Origin of the sequence: Streptomyces sp. NPDC088553, assembly GCF_044752965.1 — a bacterium.
Taxonomy (GTDB): domain Bacteria; phylum Actinomycetota; class Actinomycetes; order Streptomycetales; family Streptomycetaceae; genus Streptomyces.
On sequence record NZ_JBIVMG010000007.1, the window covers coordinates 433,493 to 457,299 of the forward strand.

The 23,807-nt window shown below is 73.0% G+C and carries 19 protein-coding genes; 8 read left to right on the plus strand and 11 right to left on the minus strand.

Annotated features, from left to right (window positions below; genetic code table 11):
* Positions 1–41: 41 nt before the first annotated feature.
* Together ACIP8Z_RS25840 and pta are read right to left on the minus strand one after the other, a co-directional pair.
* Positions 42–1,313, minus strand: a complete 1,272-nt coding sequence (locus ACIP8Z_RS25840) for an acetate kinase (RefSeq protein WP_402087285.1) — start codon at positions 1,311–1,313, stop codon at positions 42–44.
* A complete protein-coding gene (pta, locus tag ACIP8Z_RS25845; RefSeq protein WP_402087287.1) occupies positions 1,310–3,391 on the minus strand; it encodes a phosphate acetyltransferase in 2,082 nt (693 codons plus the stop codon). Before pta ends, ACIP8Z_RS25840 begins: the two co-directional genes overlap by 4 nt.
* A gap of 345 nt (positions 3,392–3,736) precedes the next feature.
* On the opposite strand from pta, the gene ACIP8Z_RS25850 reads away from it, so the two are divergent.
* The gene (locus tag ACIP8Z_RS25850) at positions 3,737–4,762 is read left to right on the plus strand and encodes an ATP-dependent 6-phosphofructokinase (RefSeq protein WP_402087289.1); all 1,026 of its coding nucleotides are present in this window, start codon (positions 3,737–3,739) and stop codon (positions 4,760–4,762) included.
* 280 nt (positions 4,763–5,042) lie between these two features.
* A complete protein-coding gene (locus tag ACIP8Z_RS25855; protein WP_402087291.1) occupies positions 5,043–6,161 on the plus strand; it encodes a helix-turn-helix domain-containing protein in 1,119 nt (372 codons plus the stop codon).
* A gap of 25 nt (positions 6,162–6,186) precedes the next feature.
* Here the strand turns inward: ACIP8Z_RS25855 and ACIP8Z_RS25860 are convergent, their stop codons facing one another.
* The 5 genes from ACIP8Z_RS25860 to ACIP8Z_RS25880 form a co-directional block, all read right to left on the minus strand.
* Positions 6,187–7,848 (minus strand): protein kinase, encoded by a 1,662-nt coding sequence (locus ACIP8Z_RS25860; protein ID WP_402087293.1) that lies wholly within the window; start codon positions 7,846–7,848, stop codon positions 6,187–6,189.
* A 147-nt stretch (positions 7,849–7,995) separates the two neighbouring features.
* Complete coding sequence (locus ACIP8Z_RS25865; protein WP_402087296.1) at positions 7,996–8,736, minus strand: tyrosine-protein phosphatase; 741 nt, start codon at positions 8,734–8,736, stop codon at positions 7,996–7,998.
* 78 nt (positions 8,737–8,814) lie between these two features.
* Positions 8,815–9,423, minus strand: coding sequence for a helix-turn-helix domain-containing protein (locus ACIP8Z_RS25870; protein ID WP_402087512.1), 609 nt, complete (start codon positions 9,421–9,423; stop codon positions 8,815–8,817).
* Positions 9,424–9,600: 177 nt separating this feature from the next.
* Entirely contained in the window at positions 9,601–10,296 is a 696-nt protein-coding gene (locus ACIP8Z_RS25875) for a response regulator (RefSeq protein ID WP_402087298.1), read from the minus strand.
* The gene (locus tag ACIP8Z_RS25880; RefSeq protein ID WP_402087301.1) at positions 10,293–12,239 is read right to left on the minus strand and encodes an ATP-binding protein; all 1,947 of its coding nucleotides are present in this window, start codon (positions 12,237–12,239) and stop codon (positions 10,293–10,295) included. The genes ACIP8Z_RS25875 and ACIP8Z_RS25880 overlap by 4 nt, the downstream gene beginning before the upstream one ends.
* Before the next feature lie 194 nt (positions 12,240–12,433).
* Between ACIP8Z_RS25880 and ACIP8Z_RS25885 the strand changes: the two genes are divergently transcribed.
* Complete coding sequence (locus ACIP8Z_RS25885) at positions 12,434–13,849, plus strand: cation:dicarboxylate symporter family transporter (RefSeq protein ID WP_402087303.1); 1,416 nt, start codon at positions 12,434–12,436, stop codon at positions 13,847–13,849.
* 216 nt (positions 13,850–14,065) lie between these two features.
* Here ACIP8Z_RS25885 and ACIP8Z_RS25890 read toward each other — a convergent pair whose 3' ends face one another.
* Together ACIP8Z_RS25890 and ACIP8Z_RS25895 are read right to left on the minus strand one after the other, a co-directional pair.
* A complete protein-coding gene (locus ACIP8Z_RS25890) occupies positions 14,066–14,935 on the minus strand; it encodes an aldo/keto reductase (RefSeq protein WP_402087515.1) in 870 nt (289 codons plus the stop codon).
* Positions 14,936–14,946: 11 nt separating this feature from the next.
* A complete protein-coding gene (locus tag ACIP8Z_RS25895; RefSeq protein WP_402087306.1) occupies positions 14,947–15,870 on the minus strand; it encodes an NAD-dependent epimerase/dehydratase family protein in 924 nt (307 codons plus the stop codon).
* Positions 15,871–15,947: 77 nt separating this feature from the next.
* Between ACIP8Z_RS25895 and ACIP8Z_RS25900 the strand changes: the two genes are divergently transcribed.
* From ACIP8Z_RS25900 to ACIP8Z_RS25920, 5 genes are all read left to right on the plus strand, one after another.
* Positions 15,948–16,472 (plus strand): Lrp/AsnC family transcriptional regulator, encoded by a 525-nt coding sequence (locus tag ACIP8Z_RS25900; protein ID WP_402087309.1) that lies wholly within the window; start codon positions 15,948–15,950, stop codon positions 16,470–16,472.
* Positions 16,473–16,526: 54 nt separating this feature from the next.
* Positions 16,527–16,958, plus strand: coding sequence for a MerR family transcriptional regulator (locus ACIP8Z_RS25905; RefSeq protein ID WP_319309774.1), 432 nt, complete (start codon positions 16,527–16,529; stop codon positions 16,956–16,958).
* Positions 16,955–17,308 (plus strand): thioredoxin family protein, encoded by a 354-nt coding sequence (locus ACIP8Z_RS25910; protein WP_402087312.1) that lies wholly within the window; start codon positions 16,955–16,957, stop codon positions 17,306–17,308. Before ACIP8Z_RS25905 ends, ACIP8Z_RS25910 begins: the two co-directional genes overlap by 4 nt.
* 152 nt (positions 17,309–17,460) lie before the next feature.
* Positions 17,461–17,796 carry an SCO4225 family membrane protein gene (locus ACIP8Z_RS25915; protein ID WP_402087314.1) on the plus strand — a complete coding sequence of 112 codons (336 nt, stop codon included), beginning with the start codon at positions 17,461–17,463 and terminating at the stop codon, positions 17,794–17,796.
* Positions 17,797–17,937: 141 nt separating this feature from the next.
* Positions 17,938–20,181 carry a HelD family protein gene (locus tag ACIP8Z_RS25920; RefSeq protein WP_402087317.1) on the plus strand — a complete coding sequence of 748 codons (2,244 nt, stop codon included), beginning with the start codon at positions 17,938–17,940 and terminating at the stop codon, positions 20,179–20,181.
* On the opposite strand, the gene ACIP8Z_RS25925 is transcribed toward ACIP8Z_RS25920, so the two are convergent.
* The gene (locus tag ACIP8Z_RS25925) at positions 20,156–21,073 is read right to left on the minus strand and encodes a ScbA/BarX family gamma-butyrolactone biosynthesis protein (protein WP_402087320.1); all 918 of its coding nucleotides are present in this window, start codon (positions 21,071–21,073) and stop codon (positions 20,156–20,158) included. The two genes, ACIP8Z_RS25920 and ACIP8Z_RS25925, sit on opposite strands and share 26 nt — an antisense overlap.
* Before the next feature lie 153 nt (positions 21,074–21,226).
* Entirely contained in the window at positions 21,227–23,509 is a 2,283-nt protein-coding gene (glgB, locus tag ACIP8Z_RS25930; protein ID WP_402087322.1) for a 1,4-alpha-glucan branching enzyme, read from the minus strand.
* Between the last annotated feature and the right edge of the window lie 298 nt (positions 23,510–23,807).

Here is a 23,807-nt window from a genome sequence, read left to right on the forward strand (position 1 = left end):
ATATTCCGACTGGCGGAAAGTACAAATGGGCGCGGGGTCGCTCAGGCGTTCACTTCTCCGAGTGTTTCTCCGAGGCCTTCCCCGCGCCTTTCCCCGGGTGTCTCCCCGCCCACCAGAGCGAAGGCCTGCCGGGCGATCTCCAGCTCCTCGTCCGTCGGCACCACGGCGACCGCCACCCGCGCGTAGTTCGGCGAGATCAGCCGTGCCTCGTCCGACCGCACCGCGTTGAGGTCCGCGTCCACCGCGAGCCCCAGCTCCTCCAGGCCCGTGATCGCGGCCTCCCGCACGGGGGCCGCGTTCTCCCCGACCCCCGCCGTGAACGCCACCGCGTCCACCCGGCCGAGCACCGCGTAGTACGCCCCGATGTACTTCTTCAGCCGGTGGACGTAGATGTCGAAGGCGAGCGCCGCACGCGCGTCGCCCTCGTCGATCCGGCGGCGGATCTCCCGCATGTCGTTGTCGCCGCAGAGCCCCACCAGGCCGGACTTCTTGTTCAGCAGGGCGTCGATGTCGTCGGCCGACATGCCCGCCACCCGCTTGAGGTGGAAGGTGACCGCCGGGTCGATGTCGCCCGAGCGGGTGCCCATGACCAGGCCCTCCAGCGGCGTCAGGCCCATCGAGGTGTCCACGCACCGGCCGCCCCGCACCGCGGACGCGGACGCGCCGTTGCCCAGGTGCAGCACGATCACGTTCACCTCCTCCGGCTCCTTGCCGAGCAGCCTCGCCGTCTCCCGCGACACGTACGCGTGCGAGGTGCCGTGGAAGCCGTACCGCCGGATCCGGTACGCGTCGGCCGTCTCCACGTCGATCGCGTACCGCGCCGCCGACTCCGGCATCGTCGTGTGGAAGGCCGTGTCGAAGACCGCGACCTGCGGCAGGTCGGGACGGAGAGCCATCGCCGTACGGATGCCCGTGAGGTTCGCCGGGTTGTGCAGCGGCGCCACCGGCACGAGCCGCTCGATCTCCGCCAGCACCTCGTCGTCGATGACCGTCGGCTCGGTGAACCGCAGCCCGCCGTGCACCACCCGGTGGCCGATCGCCGCCAGCTCGGGGGAGTCGATCCCGAGACCGTCCGCCGCCAGCTCCTCGGAGACCGCCTTCAGCGCGGCCGCGTGGTCGGCGATCGGGCCGTTCTTCTCGTGCTTCTCACCCCCACCGCCCAGGAGAGGGGTGTGCACGAGCCGCGAGGTCTCCTCGCCGATCCGCTCCACGAGCCCCTGGGCGAGCCGGCTGCCGTCGCGCATGTCGAGCAGCTGGTACTTCAGCGACGAGGAACCGGAGTTGAGGACCAGGACGCGGGTGGGGGTTGTCATGCCGGGATCTCCTGGGCCTGGGACTGGATCGCCGTGATGGCGACCGTGTTGACGATGTCGCTGACGAGCGCGCCGCGCGAGAGGTCGTTCACGGGCTTGCGCAGACCCTGGAGCACCGGGCCGACGGCCACGGCGCCGGCCGAACGCTGCACGGCCTTGTAGGTGTTGTTGCCGGTGTTGAGGTCCGGGAAGATCAGCACGGTCGCCTGCCCCGCCACCTCCGAGCCCGGCAGCTTCGTCGCCGCGACCGAGGGCTCGACGGCGGCGTCGTACTGGATGGGCCCCTCGATCCGCAGCTCCGGGTGCGCCTCGCGGACCAGCTTCGTCGCCTCCCGCACCTTGTCGACGTCGGCGCCGGAGCCCGACGTGCCGGTCGAGTACGAGAGCATCGCTATCCGCGGCTCGACGCCGAACCGGGCCGCGGTGGCCGCCGACTGCACGGCGATGTCCGCGAGCTGCTCGGCGTTCGGATCCGGGTTGACCGCGCAGTCGCCGTACACGAGGACCTTGTCGGCGAGGCACATGAAGAAGACCGAGGACACGATCGACGCGTCCGGCTTGGTCTTGATGATCTCGAAGGCGGGGCGGATCGTCGCCGCCGTGGAGTGCACCGAACCGGAGACCATGCCGTCGGCCAGACCCTCCTGGACCATCAGCGTGCCGAAGTAGTTGACGTCCGAGACCACGTCGTACGCCAGCTCCACGGTCACGCCCTTGTGGGCCCGCAGCGCCGCGTACTTCTCGGCGAACGAGTCCCGCAGTTCCGAGGTCGCCGGGTCGATCAGCTGCGTGCCGGCGAGCGCGATGCCCAGATCGGCGGCCTTCTTGCGGATGACCTCGATGTCGCCGAGCAGCGTCAGATCGCACACGTCACGGCGCAGCAGCACGTCGGCGGCGCGCAGCACCCGCTCCTCGGTGCCCTCGGGGAGCACCACCCGGCGCCGGTCGGCGCGCGCCTGCTCGATGAGCTCGTGCTCGAACATCATCGGCGTGACCCGGCCGCTGCGGGCCACCGAGACCCGCTTGAGCAGGTCGGCCGTGTCCACGTGCCGCTCGAACAGGCCGAGCGCCGTCTCCGCCTTCCGCGGGGTGGCCGCGTTCAGCTTGCCCTCCAGGGCGAAGAGTTCGGTGGCGGTCGGGAAGCTGTTGCCCGGTACGGAGATGACCGGGGTGCCCGGCGCGAGACGGGCCGCCAGGGTGAGGATCTCGTCGCTGGGCCGCTCGTTCAGGGTGAGCAGCACGCCGGCGATCGGCGGGGTGCCGGCCGAGTGCGCGGCCAGCGCCCCGACGACCAGGTCGGCCCGGTCCCCGGGGGTGACGACCAGGCAGCCCGGGGTCAGCGCGTTGAGGAAGTTCGGCAGCATCGCGCCGCCGAAGACGAAGTCCAGCGCGTCGCGCGCCAGGCCCGCCTCGTCGCCGAGGACCACGGAGGCGCCGAGCGCGTGCTTGATCTGGGCGACGGTGGGTGCGGCGAGCGCCGGCTCGTCCGGCAGGACGTAGCAGGGTACGGGCAGCCGGGCCGCGAGCCGCTCGGCGATGACCTCCCGGTCCTCGCCCGCCACCCGGTTGACGATCATCGCGAGCACGTCGCAGCCGAGTCCGTCGTACGCGCGGAAGGCGTTGCGCGCCTCGGACCGTACGGACTCCGCCGACTGGCCCTTGCCGCCGACGACCGGGATGACGGAGGCGCCGAACTCGTTGGCGAGCCGCGCGTTGAGCGCCAGCTCGTCGGGGAGCTGGGTGGCGGCGAAGTCGGTGCCGAGGACGAGGACGACCTCGTAGTCGCGGGCGACCGTGTGGAAGCGGTCGACCAGCTGCGACACCAGTTCGTCGGTGCCCCGCTCGGCCTGCAGCGCGGAGGCCTCGTGGTAGTCCATGCCGTAGACCGTCGAGGGGTCCTGTGAGAGCCGGTAGCGGGTGCGCAGCAGGTCGAAGAGCCGGTCGGGACCGTCGTGCACCAGCGGCCGGAACACCCCCACCCGGTCCACCTGGCGGGTGAGGAGCTCCATGACTCCCAGCTCGACGACCTGGCGGCCGTCACCGCGATCGATCCCGGTCACGTACACGCTGCGCGTCACGCCGTGGTCTCCTGTCCAGTCCTGCGGAAAACGGGACTCACGGAGCCGGGGCGAGCGGTGCGCTCGTGGCACGCTCGCGGCCCGTACGCCGGTCGACGCCGTCGTCCCTCGCGTCAACCGGCTGTGCTCAGAAAGCCCCGATAGGGCGGCATTACCCCCTTGACAATACCCCCGCCGATGGTTAGGTCGCCCGCCGGACGAAGGGCCCGGAACCCCGGGACGAAAGGCCTCCGCGAGCGCCCCGGCAAGGACGCGCGGAGCCGCCGCGAGCGCGCCCCTCAGGCCGGGCGTGTGAGAATCGCTCTGGCTCACAACGGAACGCGACCGAGCAGGAGACACAGCACGATGCGCATCGGAGTTCTCACCGCAGGCGGAGACTGCCCCGGCCTGAACGCAGTGATCCGGTCGGTCGTGCACCGGGCGCTGACCGGCCACGACGACGAGGTCATCGGCTTCGAGGACGGCTTCAAGGGCCTCCTCGACGGCCACTACCGCCCCCTCGACCTCAACGCCGTCAGCGGCATCCTGGCTCGCGGCGGCACCATCCTCGGCTCCGCGCGCCTGGAGCGGAACCGGCTGGCCGAGGCCGCGGAATCGGCCCCCGACCTGGCCCGTGAGTACGGCATCGACGTCCTCATCCCGATCGGCGGCGAAGGCACCCTGACCGCCGCCCGGATGCTCTCCGACGCCGGCATGCCCGTCGTCGGCGTCCCGAAGACGATCGACAACGACATCTCGTCCACGGACCGCACCTTCGGTTTCGACACCGCCGTCGGCGTCGCCACCGAGGCCATGGACCGGCTCAAGACCACCGCCGAGTCCCACCAGCGGGTGATGGTCGTCGAGGTGATGGGCCGCCACGCCGGCTGGATCGCCCTGGAGTCCGGCATGGCCGGCGGCGCGCACGGCATCTGCCTCCCCGAGCGGCCCTTCGAGATCGACGACCTGGTCAAGATGGTCGAGGAGCGCTTCGCGCGCGGCAAGAAGTTCGCCGTCATCTGCGTCGCCGAAGGTGCCCATCCGGCCGAGGGCTCGATGGAGTACAAGAAGGGCGAGATCGACCAGTTCGGCCACGAACGCTTCCAGGGCATCGGCAACCAGCTCGCCGTCGAGCTGGAGCGGCGCCTCGGCAAGGAGGCCCGCCCGGTCATCCTCGGCCACGTCCAGCGCGGCGGCACGCCGACCGCGTACGACCGGGTGCTCGCGACCCGCTTCGGCTGGCACGCGGTGGAGGCCGCGCACCGCGGCGAGTTCGGCAGGATGACGGCGCTGCGGGGCACGGGCGTCGAGATGGTGCCGCTGGCCGAGGCGGTCACCCGCCTCAAGACGGTCCCGGAGGACCGCATCCGCGAGGCGGAGTCCGTCTTCTAGAGCGTCTCCGCCCTGCGGCCCTGTCCTGCGGCCCTGTCGTCGGGACCTCCGTCCCGAACCGTCCCGGATTCCCGCCGGGACCCGGACACACCCGAGTGGCCCCGACCGTCCCCCCGTGGACGGTCGGGGCCACTCCGCTGTGCGCGGCATCACCCCTGGAAATGCCGGGTTCCACTCTTGAGCCGGAGCGTGCGATCAACAAGGCTTGGGGCTTGTCCCGGACATGTCCCAACCCCTGTCCGGCGGAGTTCGGTGGCTCGCTCGAAGGGAAGAGGCGCGGATGACACCGGGGCGGCACACCCCTGACCCACGGGAGGCACGCACCCCCGCCGAGTTCCTCGCGCGCCTCCAGGCCCTCAAGGACTGGTCGGGCCTGACCTACCGCGAGCTCTCGGCCCGGGCGGAGGCACACGGGGACGTCCTGCCCCGGTCCACCGTGGCGAACATGCTGGCCCGCGCGACCCTGCCCCGCGAGGAACTGCTGACCGCCTTCGTCCGCGCCTGCGGGGTGGCGCCGGCCGGGCTGGAGGAGTGGCGGACGGCACGGACGGAGCTGGCGGCACGGGGGGCGTACGGGGCTGCCGAGGCGGACGCGGACTCCGAGACGGACGCGGACTCGGATGCGGGCTCGGACTCCGGTCTGGGTGCGACGGCCGATCCCGAGGCGGCGGGGGCGACGGCGCCCGATCCGACGGGGGCGGTCGGCCCACCGCCCGCCTGGCCCGGGCCCGAGGCCGCGGCCGAGTCGCGGGGCGGCACGTCCGGCACCCCGTCCGGCCCCCCTCGCGACACCTCGTCCCGCGTACGGCGCGCGCTCGTCGCCACCGTCGCCGTGGCCGGGCTCGTCCTCGCCGGGGTCAGCGTCGTCGCCTTCCTCCGCGACGGCGGCACCGGCCCCGCGGGTCAGCCGCCCCGTATCCCCGTCGCAGCGGCCCCCGCCGTGGGAGACGTACGCATCCGGGTCACCGGCACCGACTTCTGCCTCGCCGAACGGCGCGGCACCCGCACCGGGCAGGTCCACCAGGTGCCGTGCGCCGAGTCGGGCTTCCCGCTCTACTCCCTCGCCACGGTGGGCACCGGCCGGTGGAGGATCGTCTCCGACCATCCCGACTTCGGCCCCGGCTGCTCCGGCATCCCCTCCGGCGGCCGGATACCCGACTCCGCGTACGAGGACTCCGAGTGCGGGGACCCCAGCCGGGTCGAGGCCTTCGCCCTGGAGCCGTACGGCACCCCCGGAGGCCCCGTCCGCGGCTACCGGATCGTCCCGGTCGGCTCCGCGACCCCCGGCGCCTGCGTCACCGTCGTCGGCGACCGCGCGGCGGCCTGGGCGAAGCTGGCCCAGGCGCCCTGCACCCCGGACGCGGCCGGCCAGCTCTTCTCCTTCGACCGGCGGGACTGAGCGGGAACCCGAAAAGGCGAGGGGGTCAGGGACTCAGGGCCGGGACGTCGAGAGCGCTTCTGGCGATGCGCACGGCCTCCGGCCGGCAGTTCGTCTCGGGGTCGCCCTTGTCCTTGAGCGTGACCGAGACGCGCAGGGTGAGATTGCTGTCGCGCACGCGCAGGACGCAGTCGCCCTCGCCTGCCGAGAGGACCGCCCAGTAGGCCTCGTCGCCGACGTCCAGGTTCATGGTGCCGCCGTCCGACTGCGCGGAGTGCTCGGCCTTCTGACGGTCCGTCGCCTCGCCCAGCCGGCCCGTGGGGGTCTTCAGGTTCCACCAGACCTCGGCGCTCTCGGCCTTCGCCCCGCTCGACTCCCCGGTGGTCCAGGAGCAGCGGATCTCCGGGCCGTCGGCGTGGCTGACGGAGAAGTCCCGCTGGGGGTCCCGCTCGTACGAGGGCAGTGCCAGGTCCACGTCCTGGCAGGCGGGCAGCGTGCGGTACCTGTCCGCGCCCGGGTCCTCCCGCAACAGGAAGTACCCGCCGACACCCGTCCCCGCCACGACGAGCAGCCCCGCCGCGCCGAGCGCCACGGTTCTCCGGCTCGGCCGGGCGGCCGGTCGACCGGCCGGCCGATCGACGGGCCGGCCGGCCGGCAGGGTGGTGAGGTGGGCGGTCGCCTCGGCGGTCGGCCGGCCGGTCAGGTGGGCGGTCACCTCGGCGGTCGGCCGGGCGGGCGGCTGATCGGCCGTCGCCGGCACGTCCGTACGGCGGGCCGGCTCGACGACCGTGGGGGTCGGGGCCGGGCCCTCGCCCAGCAACGCGCCGATACGGGCCCGCTGGTCGGCCACCAGGGCGTGGACCGCCGGGGGCCAGACGCGGGCGGCCGGCGGGACCGGGCCGAGGAGCCCGATCAGCCGGGCCGGCGTGGGCCGGGCGGCCGGGTCCTTGGCGAGGCACTCCTCGACGATCCCGCGCAGCCCCGCCGGAACCCCGCTCAGATCCGGGACGCCCTGCACCACGTTGGCGAGCGTCTGGAAGGTCGAGGAGCCGGCGAACGGGGACGCCCCGGTCAGCGCGAGGACGAGGACGGCGCCGAGCGAGAACACATCGCTCGCGGGGGTGAGTTCCCGGCTCTCGGCCTGCTCGGGCGACATGAACGGGGGCGAGCCGATGACCCAGCCGGTCTGGGTCAGCTGCGTCGGCTCGGCGGCGCCCGGGTGCTCCACCGCCCGCGCGATGCCGAAGTCGATGACCCGGACCCCGTCCTCCGCGAGCAGGACGTTCTCGGGCTTGAGGTCGCGGTGGATCAGCCCCACCCGGTGGATCTCGGTCAGCGCCGTCGCCAGGCCCAGGGCGAGCCGGCGTACGGCCGCCTCGGGCAGCGGACCGGTCTCCCGCACCGCCGCCCCCAGCGAGGGCCCGGTCACGAACACCGAGGCGAGCCAGGGGAGCGCGGCGTCCGCGTCGGCGTCCATCACGGCCGCCGTGTAGGCGCCGGAGACCCTGCGGGAGGCGGCGACCTCACGGCGGAAGCGGGCCCGGAAGTCGCCGTCGGACGCGAACCGGGCGTGCACCTGCTTGACGGCGGCGAGCCGGCCGTCGTGGGCCGCGCCCAGGAGGACCCGGCCCATGCCGCCGTGGCCGAGCTCGGCGAGCAGCCGGTACGGGCCGACCTCGGTCGGCTCGGAGTCGTCGAGCGGTTTCATCACAGGCCCCCCACGGCACAAGCCCCCATGGCGCCGCAGCGCCGTCCGTCCGCCGAGATCCTACTGATCCCGGCGGCCCGGAAAGGGCCGCCGGTGGTACGGGAACGGCCCCGGCGGCACGGGAACGGCCGCGGCGGAGGGCCGCCGTCAGGCCGGCTCGACCAGCCGGGCCCTGAGCGCCGTCACCACCGCCGGGTCGAGCCCGACGTGGCCGGTGACGTACGCGTCCACGGAGCCGTACCGCGCGCGCAGATCCGCGAGGAAGAGCCGGATGATGTCGGCGGGCGCCCGGCCGTAGCCCGGCCAGCGCAGTTCGCGGCCGGGGTGGGAGGCCCGCCAGTCGGCGATCAGCCGCTCCGTGGCCAGCTCGGTGAGCGCGAAGTCCGCGAGGATCTCCTCGTCCGGAACGCCCAGGAGGGCGAGGAGGACGGCGGCGAGCAGCCCCGTACGGTCCTTCCCGGACGCGCAGTGGAAGACGAGCGGGCCGTCGGCGGAGGCGATGACCTCCAGGGCCGTACGGAGTTCCACCGCGCCGTCCTCGGCGACCTCGGCGAACCGGTCGGCGAGGTAGCGCCAGGGGTCGAGGTCCGGGTCGATCTCCGCCTGGTCGTAGGGGCGGTGCTCGATGGAGAGGTTGTGCCAGGAGACGTCCTCGGTCTCCGGGAGGCGGCCCTTGGCGGCGATCTCCCACGGGTAGCGCAGGTCGATCACCGTGGTCACGTCGAGCGCGCGGAAGCGCTCCAGATCGGAGGGGTCGGCGTCCGCGAGCTTGGCGAGGGAGTCGGAGCGGTAGAGGGTCTCCCACCGCACGGTCCCGCCGTCGGCGGTCCGATAGCCGCCCAGGTCACGGAAGTTGTGGAGTCGTTCGAAGGATATGTGTCGTCTCACGGCGCCAATGTACGGGCCGGGATGCGGAAGTCAGCGCTCCGGCAGCGGCGTGGCAGCCGGGTTCCGGCCGGGCGCCGGCTAGGAGCCGACGGCGGCCCAGAAGTGCCCGGTGATGTCGTCGAGAAAGGCGCGGCCCTCGTCGCCGGTGCCGGCCGAGGCGCCCCAGCTGCTGGTCGCCGCCATCTTGGCGTGGTAGTCGGTGTGCAGCCGCTGGAGGGCGTACTCCAGGGTCTGTCTGGGCAGCGGCAGCATCTTCACGGCCGGTTTCACGTACGCCTGCCAGCGGGTGGTGGCGGCGTCCCGCAGCAGCTCCGCGAGGCGCTCGTCGCCGCCGGTGGCGGTGATGAGGGCGCGCGGGCCGAGACCGAGGACCTCGGCGAGGGCGGCCGTCTGGCGCTCGGTGCCGCGCCAGCGGCCCTCGTCCTCCATGCGCTGGTACGCGTGGGCCGCGACGCCGACCCGCCGGGCCAGCTCCTCGGGGGCGAGGCCGCGCGCCATCCGGTGCTCGCGGAGGGTGGAGGCGGCGGCGATGAGCTCGGCGGGGGCACACCAGAGGACGCCCGCGAGGGCGGTGAGTTCCTGCTCGCTCGGGAGGGCCCGGCCGCGTTCCCATGCGACGACGGTGTCGGGGGTGACGAAGAGGCCGTATTGCGCGCGCAGGCCGTACGCGACGTGACCGTGGGTCATGCCGAGACCCTCACGGAAGCGCCGCGCGGCCAGGGCGTTGAAGGGTGGGGAGGGTTGGTGCACCCGGTCAACGTAGGTGCGGAGGGTGACGGCTGGCTACGGTGCGTTCCCCCAACATGCGAACTCGTAGGAACGTGGGAACCGGTCGGTAACCGCGGGTGGCGGAGGGGAAGACGATCAGTGACCGCGGGCGGGGCCGTCGAGCCAGCGGTACTGGAGCTCCGGCCGTCCGATCTGACCGTACTGCGGCGCGCGCACGGCCCGGCCCTCGGTCACCAGGTGCTCAAGATAGCGGCGCGCGGTGATCCGGGAGATCCCGACGGCCGTACCGGCCTCGGCGGCGGTGAGCCCGGCCGGGGTGGACCGGAGGGTCCGGGTGACGGACTCCAGGGTGGGCGCGCTCAGGCCCTTCGGGAGGGTGGTCGGGTGCGGGGCCCGGAGGGTGGCGAGCGCCCGGTCGACCTCGTCCTGCCCCGAGGCCTCGCCGGCGGTCGCCCGGAACTCGGCGTACCGGGTGAGCCGGTCCCGCAGGGTCGCGAAGGCGAAGGGCTTGAGGACGTACTGGACGACGCCGAGCGAGACGCCCTCGCGGACGACGGCCAGGTCACGGGCGGAGGTCACGGCGATGACGTCGGCGGAGTGCCCGGCGGCGCGCAGCGCGCGCAACAGCTGGAGGCCGTGGCCGTCGGGCAGGTAGAGGTCGAGCAGGATCAGGTCGACGGGCGTCCGTTCGAGCAGGCGCACGGCGGCGGCCCGGGAGTGGGCGACGCCGACGACGGTGAACCCGTCGACGCGCCCGGCGTAGAGGGCATGGGCGTCGGCGGCGACGGGGTCGTCCTCGACGACGAGCACCCGCAGGGGAAGCGTGCTCACGAAACCACCTCGGAGGGGCCGATGGGGGGCGTGTCCGGCCCGGTGGGCGTGTCCGGCCCGGGGGCGGGGCTGGGCGCGGTGGGCGTGTTCGGCCCGGGGGCGGGGCTGGGCGCGGTGGGCGTGTTCGGCCCGGGGGCGGGGCTGGGCGCGGTGGGCGTGTCCGGCCCGGGGGCGGGGCTGGGCGCGGTGGGTGCGTCCGGTCCGGGGGATGCGTGCGGTCCGGTGGGCGTGTCCGGTCCGGCGACGGGGCTGGGCGCGGCCGCCGTGCCCGGTGCGCCCTCTCGCGGCACAGGAACCGGCACAGGAACCGGCACCGGTGACGGCACCGGATCCGGCGTCGGAACCGGCAGGGGTGACGGCAGCGGCAGGCGTACCGTGAACCGCGCCCCGCCCCCCTCCGCGTCCGTCACCTCCAGCGTGCCCGCCGCGCGGGACACCGCCTGGCCCACCAGCGCCAGGCCCAGGCCCCGGCCCGGGCCCCGGGTGGTCCAGCCCCGGCCCAGGACCGCGTCGCGGTCGGCCGGGCGGACGCCGGGGCCGGTGTCGGCGACCCGGAGGAGCAGCTCGCCGTCTCCCGCGCGCGCCGCGACCGTGACCGTCACGCGCGCGTGCGGGGTGCCGCCCGCCGCCTCCACCGCGTTGTCGATGAGGTTGCCGAGGATCGTGACCAGGTCCCGGGACGGCAGCGCCGTCGGCACCAGGCCGTCGTCGATGCGGCTGTCCTCCGTCAGGACCAGCTCCACGCCCCGCTCGTTCGCCTGCGCCGCCTTGCCGAGCAGCAGCGCCGCGAGCACCGGCTCCCCGACGGCGTCCACGACCCGGTCCGTGAGCGCCTGGGCCAGTTCCAGCTCCGCCGTCGCGAACTCCACCGCCTCCGCCACCCGGCCCAGTTCGATGAGCGACACGACCGTGTGCAGCCGGTTCGCCGCCTCGTGGGCCTGTGAGCGGAGCGCCTCCGTGAACCCCCGCTCCGAGTCCAGCTCGCCCGACAGCGCCTGGAGTTCCGTACGGTCCCGGAGGGTGGCGACCGTGCCGCGCCGCTCCCCGCCCACCACCGGCCGGGTGTTGACCACCAGCACCCGGTCCGCCGTCAGATGCGTCTCGTCGACCCGCGGCTCCGAGGACAGCAGCGCGCCGGTCAGCGTCGCGGGGAGGCCGAGTTCCGCCGCCGGACGGCCGACGACCCCCTCGTCCAGGCCCAGCAGCTCCCGCGCCCCGTCGTTGATCAGCGCGATCCGCCGCCGCCCGTCGAGCATCACGAGTCCCTCGCGGACCGCGTGCAGCGCGGCCTCGTGGTAGTCGTGCATCCGGCTCAGCTGCGTCGCGTTCATGCCGTGCGTGTGGCGCCGCAGCCGCGCGTTGATCACGTACGTCCCCGCCCCGCCGAGCGCGAGCGCCGCGCCCGCCATGACGAGCAGCGCGGTGACCTGCTCGCGTACCTGCTCGCTGATCTTGTCGATCGTGATGCCGGCGCTGACCAGCGCCACGACCCGGCCGCCGCCGTCGAAGACCGGCGCCACCGTCCGTACGGAAGGACCGAGCACCCCCAGGTGGGTCTCGGAGTGCGTCCGGCCCGCCGCCGCCTCCTCGATGTGCCCGAGGTACGTCCGGCCGATCTGCTCCGGCTCGGGATGGGTCCAGCGTGTGCCGTCCGGCGCCATGATCACCACGAAGGCCACGCCCGCGTGGCGGCGCAGCGCCTCGGCGTACGGCTGGAGCACCGCCGTCGGGTCGGCGGACCGCGCCGCGGCGACCACGAACGGGGAGTCGGCGACCGCCGCGGCGGTCGCGGTGGCCTGGCGCCGCGCGTTCTCCTCGGCCTGCGCCCGGTCCGTGACGTATGCGAAGACCGCGCACCCGGCCACGACGACAGCCACGAGCACGACCTGCATCGCGAAGAGCTGGCCGGCCAGGCTGCGGGGGCGGGGGAGGGGGAAACGCATGCGGGTAAGTGTGCACGTGGGACGGTGCGGCGACGCATTGCGTTCCCGAATCGTTCCCTCGCCGCCCTCCACGGACGCCTCTCGTCCGGCCCCCCGGCCGCCCCCCCGTCGGGCCCCGGCCGCCCCCGTCCGTCCCGTCCGCACGGTTCGGTCGTGAACGAAACGTACGTAACCGTGACCCCGGTCACAGGCTGATGGATGCTCTCGAAGTCCACCGGGACGTGGACACCCATCAGCACGAGGAGGACCCCGTGGCCGCAAGACGGGACCGTACGCACTATCTGTACCTGGCCGTGATCGGAGCCGTGGTGCTCGGCATCGCGGTCGGATTCCTGGCGCCCGGCGTCGCCGTCGAGCTGAAGCCGCTGGGCACCGGCTTCGTCAATCTGATCAAGATGATGATCTCGCCGATCATCTTCTGCACGATCGTGCTCGGCGTCGGATCGGTCCGGAAGGCCGCGAAGGTCGGTGCCGTCGGCGGTCTCGCCCTCGGCTACTTCCTCCTCATGTCGACCGTCGCACTCGCGATCGGCCTCGTCGTCGGCAACATCCTGGAGCCCGGCTCCGGGCTGCACCTCACCAAGGAGCTGGCCGAGGCCGGCGCCAAGCAGGCCGAGGGCGCGAGCGAGTCCACGCCGGACTTCCTCCTCGGGATCATCCCCACGACCATCGTCTCCGCCTTCACCGAGGGCGAGGTCCTCCAGACCCTCCTCGTCGCGCTGCTCGCCGGCTTCGCGCTCCAGGCCATGGGCGCGGCGGGCGAGCCGGTGCTGCGCGGGATCGGGCACATCCAGCGGCTCGTCTTCCGCATCCTCGGCATGATCATGTGGGCCGCCCCGGTCGGCGCGTTCGGCGCGATCGCGGCCGTGGTCGGCGCGACCGGTGTCGACGCGCTGAAGTCGCTCGCCGTCATCATGATCGGCTTCTATCTGACCTGCGCGATCTTCGTGTTCGTGGTCCTCGGGACGCTCCTCAGGCTGGTCGCCGGGCTCAACATCTGGACCCTCCTCAAGTACCTGGGCCGCGAGTTCCTGCTCATCCTCTCCACCTCCTCGTCCGAGTCCGCGCTGCCGCGGCTGATCGCGAAGATGGAGCACCTGGGTGTCAGCAAGCCGGTCGTCGGCATCACCGTGCCGACCGGCTACTCCTTCAACCTCGACGGCACCGCGATCTACCTCACGATGGCCTCGCTCTTCGTCGCCGAGGCGATGGGCGACCCGCTCTCCGTCGGTGAGCAGATCTCCCTCCTCGTCTTCATGATCATCGCCTCGAAGGGTGCGGCGGGCGTCACCGGCGCCGGTCTCGCCACCCTCGCGGGCGGCCTCCAGTCGCATCGGCCCGAGCTGGTCGACGGGGTGGGCCTGATCGTCGGCATCGACCGCTTCATGAGCGAGGCGCGCGCGCTGACCAACTTCGCGGGCAACGCGGTCGCGACGGTGCTCGTCGGCACGTGGACGAAGGAGATCGACAAGGAGCGGGTGGCGGAGGTGCTGGCCGGGCGGGTGCCGTTCGACGAGAAGACGCTGGTGGACGACCACGGGCCGGCTTCCGCGGAGGTCCCGGACCAGCGGGCGGAGGAGGGCGAGGAGAAGGCACGCGCGGGCGTCTGACGACGGGCCGTGGGGTGGGGCGGGGCGGTCGGGCGGGGCCTGTTCCCCCCGCCCCTTCCCGAACGGTGGCTCCGACCCGGACCCGCACCCCCACCCCCTGACACACCCCCACAGTCAGGTCCCGGGCCTTGAGCCGGATCCGGGGCCCGAGGGAAGGGCGCCTCCGCACGGGGGCGCCCTTGCCGCATGGCCCGGCCCGAGGCCCCTGCCCCGCCCTCATGCCCCGTCCAGCTCCCCCACCTCCTCCCTCGTCAGCACCAACGCCCTCGCCGCCGCCGAGTCCCGTACCGACTCCGGGCGGCTCGCCCCCGGGATCGGCAGGACCGTCTCCGAGCGCGCGAGCAGCCACGCCAGTGCCACCCGCTGCGGGCTGACCCCCCGTGCCCGTGCCACCCGGTGGAAGGCCCCGAACGCCGGGTCCTCCTCCTGGGCGGAGGTGCCGTCGAGGGAGCTGCGCGAGATGCCGCCCAGGGGGCTCCACGGCAGGAAGGCCAGACCCAGCTCCGCGCAGAGCCGCAGCTCCGGCTCGCTCGTGCGGTCCGCCGGTGAGTAGCGGTTCTGCACCGAGACCAGCCGGTCGCCCAGGATCTCGCGGGCGAGCAGGATCTGCTCGACGCCGGCGTTGGAGATCCCGGCCAGCCGGACCGTGCCCGCGTCCAGCAACTCCCGTATCGCGCCGAGGGATTCGGCGTACGGGACGGCCGGGTCCGGCTTGTGCAGCTGGTAGAGGCCGATCGGTGTGGAGCCGAGTCGGCGCGCCGACGCCTCCGCGGCCCGCCGCAGGTGCTCGGGCCGGCCGTCGACGGTCCAGCCGCCGTCCGCCGTACGGCCCCGTCCGCCCTTCGTCGCCACGAGTACGCCGTCCACGTCGCCCCCGTACGAGGCGAGGGTCCGCGCCACGAGCAGTTCGCCCTCGCCGGGCGTGCCGTTCGGCGGATGGTAGGAGTCGGCGGTGTCGAGCAGGGTCACGCCCGCGTCGAGGGCGGCGTGCACGGTGGCCACCGCCCGCGCCTCGTCCGGCCGGCCCTCCACGGAGAGCGGCATGGTGCCGAGGCCGACCGCCCCGACCCGTACGTCGCCCAGCATCCGGAAGCGCGTCACGTCGTCACCTCGCCGATCGTCTCGGCCACGGCGTCCGCGAGCCAGGCGGAGGAATGAGTGAAGGAATAACCGAGGCCGACCGCACGGGAGTTGTCCATCGCGTACGAGCGGGCGAACGAGAACGGCGAGATCTCGCCGACCTCCACCTCCTGGAAGACGGTCCGGCCGCCGACCCGCCTCTCGACCTCGGCGCAGATCTCGGCCGTGGTCAGCGGCCCGTGGGAATGGGCGTTCACCGGGCCGGTGAAGTCCGCTCCGACCGCCGCCCAGGCGAGAAACGCGGCGATCTCCTCGACGTACACATAGGTCGCCGGATGGTTCGCGACCGGTACGGCGATCGGCTCGCCCGCCCGGACGCGCCGGGCGTAGTGGTCGAGCCGGCCGGTGAAGTCGTCGGCGCCGCCCAGCACATGGGCCACCCGCACCGACGCCCACGTGAAGGGCGCGCCGGCGCCGTCGGCTGCCGCGCGCGCGAAGACCGCCTCCGCCTGCCGCTTCCCCTCCCCGTAGTGGGCCTCGCGGAACTCCGGGTCCTCCCAGGCCGCGCCCGTGTCGACGGTGACCGCGCCCAGGTCGAGGGCGTCCTCGGGGACGGGTGCGGCCGAGTCCTCGTACTCGTACACCTCCACCGTCGACGTCATCACATAGCGCCGGGTGCGCCCCGCGAAGACGCGGCGGGCGATCTCCGCCTGGCGCGGGGTGTAGCAGACCTGGTCCACGACGACATCGAAGGAACGGCCCGCGAGAACGGCTTCCAGGGCGGCCTCGTCGTCGCGGTCGGCGACGAGCTGCTCGATTCCGTCGGGCGCCTCCGAGGAACCCCGATTGAGCATCGCGACGCGATGACCGGATTCCTTGAGCAGCGCGATGAGCCGCTTTCCGAAATACCGGTTCCCGCCGATGACCAGAACGTCCTTCATATATGTCCCACCGTCCCAACTCCCTTGTCTCACAGGACAAGTGTTACGTTGATTCTTCGCCGTCTGAAGGGGGAGACATGGGTGTCCAGGCAGTCGCGCCGAAGGAACCACGGCATTCGCGGTCGGCCACCGAAGAAACCTCGGTGGCCGTTTTCGACGCCGTCGACCGGCAGATCATGGACCTCCTGCAGAGCGACGGCCGCATCAAGCTCAGCGAACTCGGCCGCCGCGTCCGGCTCAGCCCCGCGGCCGTCACCGAGCGGGTCCGGCGCCTGGAGGCGAGCGGCGCGATCACCGGCTACGGCGCCCACGTCTCCCCGGCCCGCCTCGGCTACGGCATCCAGGCCTTCATCCGGGTGAACCCGCACGGCGGCTACAACCTGAGGCACCCGCGGACCCTCGAACTGATCGCGCGCCCCGAGATCCTGGAGGTCCACCACGTGGTCGGCGAGGACTGCTGGATCCTCAAGGTCGCCGTCACCGACACCGTCCACCTCGAAGACGTCCTGGAACAGACCTCGGCGCTCGGCCGGACCACGACGTCGATCGTGCTGTCGTCCCCGGTCGACCGGAAACCGCTGCTGCCGCCCGCCCGCTCCTGACGCCTTCCCCGACTCCTTGCCTTGACGTGGGCGTCAAGGCTTACGGTCGTGGACATGCGCATCGGAGAGCTCGCCGAGCGGGCCGGAACGACCACACGGACTCTGCGCTACTACGAGTCCCGTGGCCTGCTGGCCGCCCGGCGCACGGAGAACGGCTACCGCACGTACGGCGAGGACGACCTGCGCCTCCTCCAGCAGATCAGGACCCTGCAGGACTTCGGGTTCGAACTGGAGGAGACGCGGCCGTTCGTCGACTGTCTGCGCGCCGGGCATCCGGCGGGGGACTCCTGTCCCGCGTCGATCGCCGTCTACCGGCGGAAGGTCGCCGAGCTGGACGGGCTGATCGCACAGCTCCAGGCGGTACGCGCCGAGGTGGGCGCGCAGCTGCTGCGGGCCGAGGCGGAGCTGCCGCACGGCCCGGAACCCCGGTGCGAGCTCGGTGCGGAGTGGGACACGGAAGCGACGACGGAAGGACGGCAAGGATGAGGACGTACGCGGAGGGCGTGGCCGAGGTCACCGACGCGGACTTCGGTACGGAGGTGCTGGCCGCCGAGCTGCCGGTCCTGGTGAAGTTCACCGCGGAGTGGTGCGGGCCGTGCCGGCAGCTGACGCCGGTGCTCGCCTCCCTCGCCGCGGAGGAGGCCGAGCGGCTCCGGATCGTCGAGATCGACGTCGACCGGAACCCGGAGACCACGATGAGGTACGGCGTCCTCGCGACCCCCACCCTCATGGTCTTCCGGGCGGGCGAGCCCGTGAGGTCGATCGTCGGCGCCCGCCCGAAGCGCCGCCTGCTGCAGGATCTGGAGGACGTCCTCGGGCAGGACGCGTGCGGGTGATCCGCGAGGGTGGTGGCGCCCCACGGTCGGCCCGCAACGTGCATGACCCCAGGGGGAGTTGAGTAGCGCTACTCAGGTGCCGGGGGCCGCTCCGCCGCACGATGGAACCCTCGTCGACACGGCGGAGCCGATCCGCTCAGGAGGAATCGATCATGCGAGACAGTCGCGCCCGCACACTCGTCCGGATCACGTTCGCCAATCCCGCCTCGCTGGTCTACCTCGGCCTGGCGGCCGTGGCGGCGCTCCCCATGGTGTTCACCTCGGCGACCGCGGACACCGGCTTCGCGGCCGTCTGGATCCTCCTGATCACCGCGCCCACCAGCATGGTCCTGCTCCTCCCCGGCTTCGCGGACGGCGACTCGGCCCTGGCGAGCGGGTACTTCCTCGCGGCGCTGGCCTTCTCCGCGCTGCTCCACGCGTTCCTCCTCGGCCTCGTATACCGGGCGCTCCGGGGAAACCCGGCGCGGCGGGCCCGCACCACCGCGTGAGTCCGGCAGGGCATACAGAAATACCCCGACTACAATTGACAGTCGGGGTATTTCATCGCGTATATTGATGGATTCTGCGCCCGGAAACACCACAGGCGCAGAGAAGTTCAATAAACGCACTGTATCGCGCCGGGAGTCGAATTGTCAACCGAGGAATTTCGGAACGAGCAGCAATTCATCACCGATCTGTACACACGACTCGACGATCTGAGGGACCAGGCCGAGGCCGCCGTCGAGCGCGCCCTGCGCACCCCGGGGGTCGGCGGCAACCAGGGACGGCTCGAACGCGACGTCATGGTCGCCGAGCAGTCCGGGCTGCTCGCCGCGCTCAACGCCGGGGAGAGCGGACTCTGTTTCGGCCGGCTCGTCTTCAAGGACGGGCGCGACCACCACATCGGCCGGCTCGGCATCCGCGAGGACGACCCGAACCGCACCCCGCTGGTCGTCGACTGGCGCGCCGAGGTCGCCCGGCCCTTCTACCTCGCCACCGGATACGAGCCGATGGGGCTCTCCCGCCGCCGGCACATCAGCACCCTCGGCCGGACGGTCACGGCACTCCACGACGAGGTGCTCGACCTCGGCGACGCCACCCGCACCGGGCACGAGAACCGCGACGCCGACGAGGTGCTGCTCGCCGCGCTCGACGCCGCCCGCACCGGCCGGATGCACGACATCGTGCAGACCATCCAGGCCGAGCAGGACGGCATCATCCGCTCCCCGCACCGCGGTGTCCTGGTCGTCGAGGGCGGCCCCGGCACCGGCAAGACGGCGGTCGCCCTGCACCGCGCCGCCTACCTCCTCTACGCGCACCGCGAGCAGCTCGCCAAGCGGGCCGTCCTCATCGTCGGCCCCAACCCGGCCTTCCTCGGCTACATCGGCAACGTCCTGCCCTCGCTCGGCGAGACCGGCGTGCTCCTCGCCACCCCCGCCGAGCTGTTCCCCGGCGTCCGCGCCACCGGCACCGACACCCCCCGCGCCGCCGCCGTCAAGGGCTCCGCCGCCATGGCGGACGCCCTCGCCGCGGCCGTACGGGACCGCCAGCAGGTCCCCGAGCGCGGCGAGCCACTGATCGTCCCGCACGACGACGGCGACCTGGTCATCGACTGGGACATGGCCCTGGAGGCCCGCCACAAGGCCCGCGAGACGGCCCTCCCGCACAACCTGGCCCGCCCCTACTTCGTCTTCCGGATCCTCGACGCGCTCGCCGAACAGCTCGCCGACCGGATCGGCGCCGACCCCTACGGCGGCCCCAACTTCCTCGGCCCCGACGACATCGCCCTGCTCGCCAAGGGCATCGCCGGGAACCCCGAGGTGTACGCGGCGATCGACACCCTCTGGCCCGCGCTCACCCCGCGGGACTTCCTCGCCGACTACCTGGCCGAACCCACCCACCTCGACGAGGCCGACGCCCGGGAGATCCGGCGCGGCGACGGCCCCTGGACCCCCGCCGACGTGCCGCTGCTCGACGAGGCCGCCGAACTCCTCGGCGAGGACGACTCCGCGGTCCGCGCCGCCGAGGAGGCCGAACGGCAGAAGCAGATCCAGTACGCACAGGGCGTCCTCGACGTCTCCTACGCCTCCCGCACCTACGAGTTCGAGGACAAGGAGGAGCACGACAAGGACGCCTCCGAGGTCCTCTCGGCCCACGACATCATCGACGCCGAGCGCTTCGCCGAGCGCCACGAGGAGGCCGACCACCGGACGGCCGCCGAGCGCGCCGCCGCCGACCGCACCTGGGCCTTCGGGCACATCATCGTCGACGAGGCGCAGGAGCTCTCCGCGATGGCCTGGCGGCTCCTCATGCGCCGCAGCCCCACCCGCTCGATGACCCTGGTCGGCGACCCCGCCCAGACCGGCGACCCGGCCGGCGTCGGCGCCTGGGAACGGATCCTCGCCCCGTACGTGGAGGACCGCTGGGAGCTGGTGCGCCTCGGCGTCAACTACCGCACGCCCGCCGAGATCATGGCCGTCGCGGCCGAGGTGCGGCGGGCCGACGACCCGGGGTTCGAGCCGCCGAGCTCGGTGCGGTCCACCGGGGTGGAGCCCTGGGACCGGACGGTGGACGACCCGGTGAAGGAGGCCGCCGACGCGGTCGCGACCGAACTGCGCGAGGAGGGCAGGATCGCCGTGATCGCCCCGCCGGAGCTGCACCCCGGGCTGATCGCCGCGCTGCCCGAGGCCGCGTACGGCCCGGCTCCCGACCTCACCCGGCCGGTCGTGCTGCTGGACCCCCGGCAGGCGAAGGGCCTGGAGTTCGACACCGTGCTGGTCGTCGACCCGGAGGGCATCGTGGCCGGGGCCGTGCACGGGACGAACGACCTGTACGTGGCGCTGACCCGGGCGACCCAGCGGCTCGCGATCATCCGGTCCGCAGCTCGCAGGTGAAGAGCCGTGCGCCGTCCTGGTACCCGGTGACCTCGAACATCCCGGGTGCGTCGGCCGTCTCCGCCGCCCCTGCCGTGCTCATGGGCACGGCCCGGAGCAGGCAGGGGCCGCCGTGGAACTCGGCGTACCGGTCGAAGGCGATCCGAAGGCCGACCGGCAGACAGGGGCGGGGCCACACGGCGGCGGAGACGGCCTGCCGGGCGGCCTCCAGGAAGAGCATTCCCGGGATGTGATCGTTGGGCCGCTGGAAGAGGGTGGGGTGACCGGTGTCGACGACCAGTTCCCACACCCCCTCCCGCCCGGTGGGGGCGAGCAGGACGTCCTCGGGCCTCGCCCGCCCGGCGAGCGGCGCAGGCGCCCGGTGGGTCCCCGGTCCCGGGTGGACGACCCCGGCCTCGACGTGTCCGCCGCGCAGTCTGCGGTAGGCGGCGCCGCCGGTGAGCCGGGCGTGGGCGGCGCCCGTCGCCACCACGCGCGCGTCGCGCCGCACGGTCCACTCCACGAGCACCTCGGTCAACTGATCGCCGCGCAGTGTGCGTTCGACGAACCGGACCTCGTTGTCCGGCGCGTCGCCGGTGACGGAGAGGCCCGCCGGGTCGCAGGTCAGGGAGATCTCGCCCAGCAGGATGTGCCGGGTCAGCGGAAGTCCGTGGACCGAGTGCAGGAGGGCCATGGTGGCCTGCCGCAACGTCTCGACGACCAGGAGCGGGTCGTGGTACCGCTCCGCACCCCGGCGGACCGGGGTGAAGAACGGGTGGTCGGTGGGCCAGGCGGCCCGGACCGCGAAGCGGTCCCTCCCGTCGAGCGGTCGCCACTCGACGGGAAAGGTGTCCTCGCTGCGCACCCGGTGGCAGAGCTGCGGCGACAGACGTCGCTCGACGGTCTCCTGCATCGTTCCCCGCCCATCTGGACCTGTCGGTCTGATCCGGAGAGCGAAGATATCCGAACAACGGGCGGAATGCCCGAACGAATGAACGATCAACAGAATGACCGTCAATTATCGGACAGACAGCGGACTTTCCCGCCCCGCCGGCCCCGGCGCGACTCAGGCCGGGCGCAGCCAGACCGTCGCGAGCGGCGGCAGCGTCATCCGGATGCTGGCCGAACGCCCGTGGTGCGGAACCGACTCCGTCTTCACCGGATCCCGCCCCACCACGTCCCCGCCGCCGTACCGGCCGGCGTCCGTGTTCAGGACCTCCGCCCAGGCCACCACCGCGTCCGGCACGCCGAGCCGGTAGTCGTGCCGTACGACCGGCGAGAAGTTCGAGACCGCGAGCAGCGGCGAGCCGAAGGCGTCGAAGCGCAGGAACGCGAAGACGTTGTCCTCGGCCGCGTCCCCGACCACCCACTGGAAGCCCTCCGGCACGGTGTCCCGCTCCCAGAGCGAAGGCGTCGCCTGGTACACCGTGTTCAGGTCCCGGACGAGATCCCGCACACCCCGGTGGTCCGGCTCCGCGCCGTACGCCGGGTCGAGCAGCCACCAGTCCGGCCCGTGGTCCGCCGACCACTCGCCGCCCTGCGCGAACTCCTGCCCCATGTACAGCAGTTGCTTGCCCGGGTGCGCCCACATGAAGCCCAGATAGGCGCGGTGGTTGGCGCGCTGCTGCCACCAGTCGCCCGGCATCTTCGACACCAGCGACCGCTTGCCGTGCACCACCTCGTCGTGGGAGATCGGCAGGATGTAGTTCTCGCTGTACGCGTACACCATCGAGAACGTCATCTCGTGGTGGTGGTACTTGCGGTGCACGGGCTCCTTCTGTACGTACTCAAGCGAGTCGTGCATCCAGCCCATGTTCCACTTCATCCCGAAGCCCAGACCACCGAAGCCGCCCGGCCCCACCTGGTCCGTCGCCCGCGTCACCCCGTCCCAGGCCGTGGACTCCTCCGCGAAGGTCACGATCCCCGGGCAGCGCCGGTACACCGTCGCGTTCATCTCCTGGAGGAAGGCCACCGCGTCCAGGTTCTCCCGGCCGCCGTGCTCGTTCGGCAGCCACTCCCCGTGCTCCCGCGAGTAGTCCAGGTAGAGCATCGACGCCACCGCGTCCACCCGCAGGCCGTCGATGTGGAACTCCTGGCACCAGTACACGGCGTTCGCCACCAGGAAGTTGCGCACCTCCTTGCGGCCGTAGTCGAACTCAAGGGTGCCCCAGTCGGGATGGTGCGAACGGCGCGGGTCCTCGTGCTCGTACAGCGGCCGCCCGTCGAACTCGGCCAGCGCCCAGTCGTCCTTCGGGAAGTGCGCCGGCACCCAGTCCATCAGGACCCCGATGCCCGCCCGGTGCAGCGCGTCCACCAGGAACCTGAAGTCGTCGGGGGTGCCCATGCGGGCCGTCGGCGCGTAGAAGCCCGTGACCTGGTAGCCCCACGAGCCGCCGAAGGGGTGCTCGGTGACCGGCATCAGCTCCACGTGCGTGAAGCCGAGATCGCGGACGTACGCGGGGAGCTGCTCGGCCAGCTGCCGATAGGTCAACCCCGGCCGCCAGGACGGCAGATGGACCTCGTAGACGGAGATCGGCGCCTCGTGGGGCGGGCGCGCCCCGCGCCGCGCCATCCACTCGGCGTCGTCCCAGGTGTAGTGCGAGGCGGTGACGATCGACGCCGTGTTCGGCGGGCACTCGGTACGGCGGGCCATCGGGTCCGCGCGGACGGTGTGCGTACCGTCGGGCCGAGTGATGTCGTACTTGTAGAGCGCGCCCTCGCCGACCCCCGGCACGAACAGCTCCCACACACCCGTCGAACCCAGCGAGCGCATCGGCAGCCCGGTGCCGTCCCAGTGGGTGAAGTCACCGGTGACGCGGACGCCGCGGGCGTTCGGCGCCCAGACCGCGAAGCGGGTGCCGGCGACTCCGTCGTGGGTCATGGTGTGGGAGCCGAGGGCCGTCCACAGCTCCTCGTGCCGGCCCTCGCCGATCAGATGCAGGTCGAGGTCGCCGAGGGAGGGCAGGAAGCGGTACGGGTCGTGGACGGCCAGCTCGTCGGGGCCGTCGTCGTACCGGACGCGCAGCTCGTACGCGGGGACCTTGCGGAGCAGGGGCAGGAACCCGGAGAAGATGCCGTCGCCCTCGCTCCGGAGCGGGATCCGCCTGCCCTTCGTCAGGACGGTGACCTCCTTCGCCCACGGGCGCAGCACCCGGACCACCACGCCGCCGCGCACCGGATGCGCGCCGAGCACACCGTGCGGGTCGTGATGCTCCCCGGCGAGCAGACGCGCCCGGTCACCGGGATCGAGCGGCGGGGCCTGCCGGGGGGCGGGGGGCTTGGCGGCGGTCTTGCCTTTCTTGGTCGCTGTGCTGCTGCGGGCCGACTTGCCTGCGGGGCGGGCGGTCACCGGGATGCCTCCTGGGGGTACGGGGGGTATGACTGCGCAACGGTGAGGTACGGGGACGGGACACTCGGCCGAACGGGCGGTGCGTGGGGGGTGCGCGCGGGGGCGGGTGGGTGCCCGGGGGCGGAGCCCCCCTCGTTGTGGGCAATCGTTCCGCCGGGGGGACCCCCACGCCCCGGCGGGACGATTGCCCACACGGGCGGGGGCGAGGGTGCGGGCGCCGGCCCGCACGGGGGTGGAGTGTGCGGGCGTGGCCCGTACGGAGGTGGGTTGTGCGGGCCCGCGCCCGCACGGGGGGTTT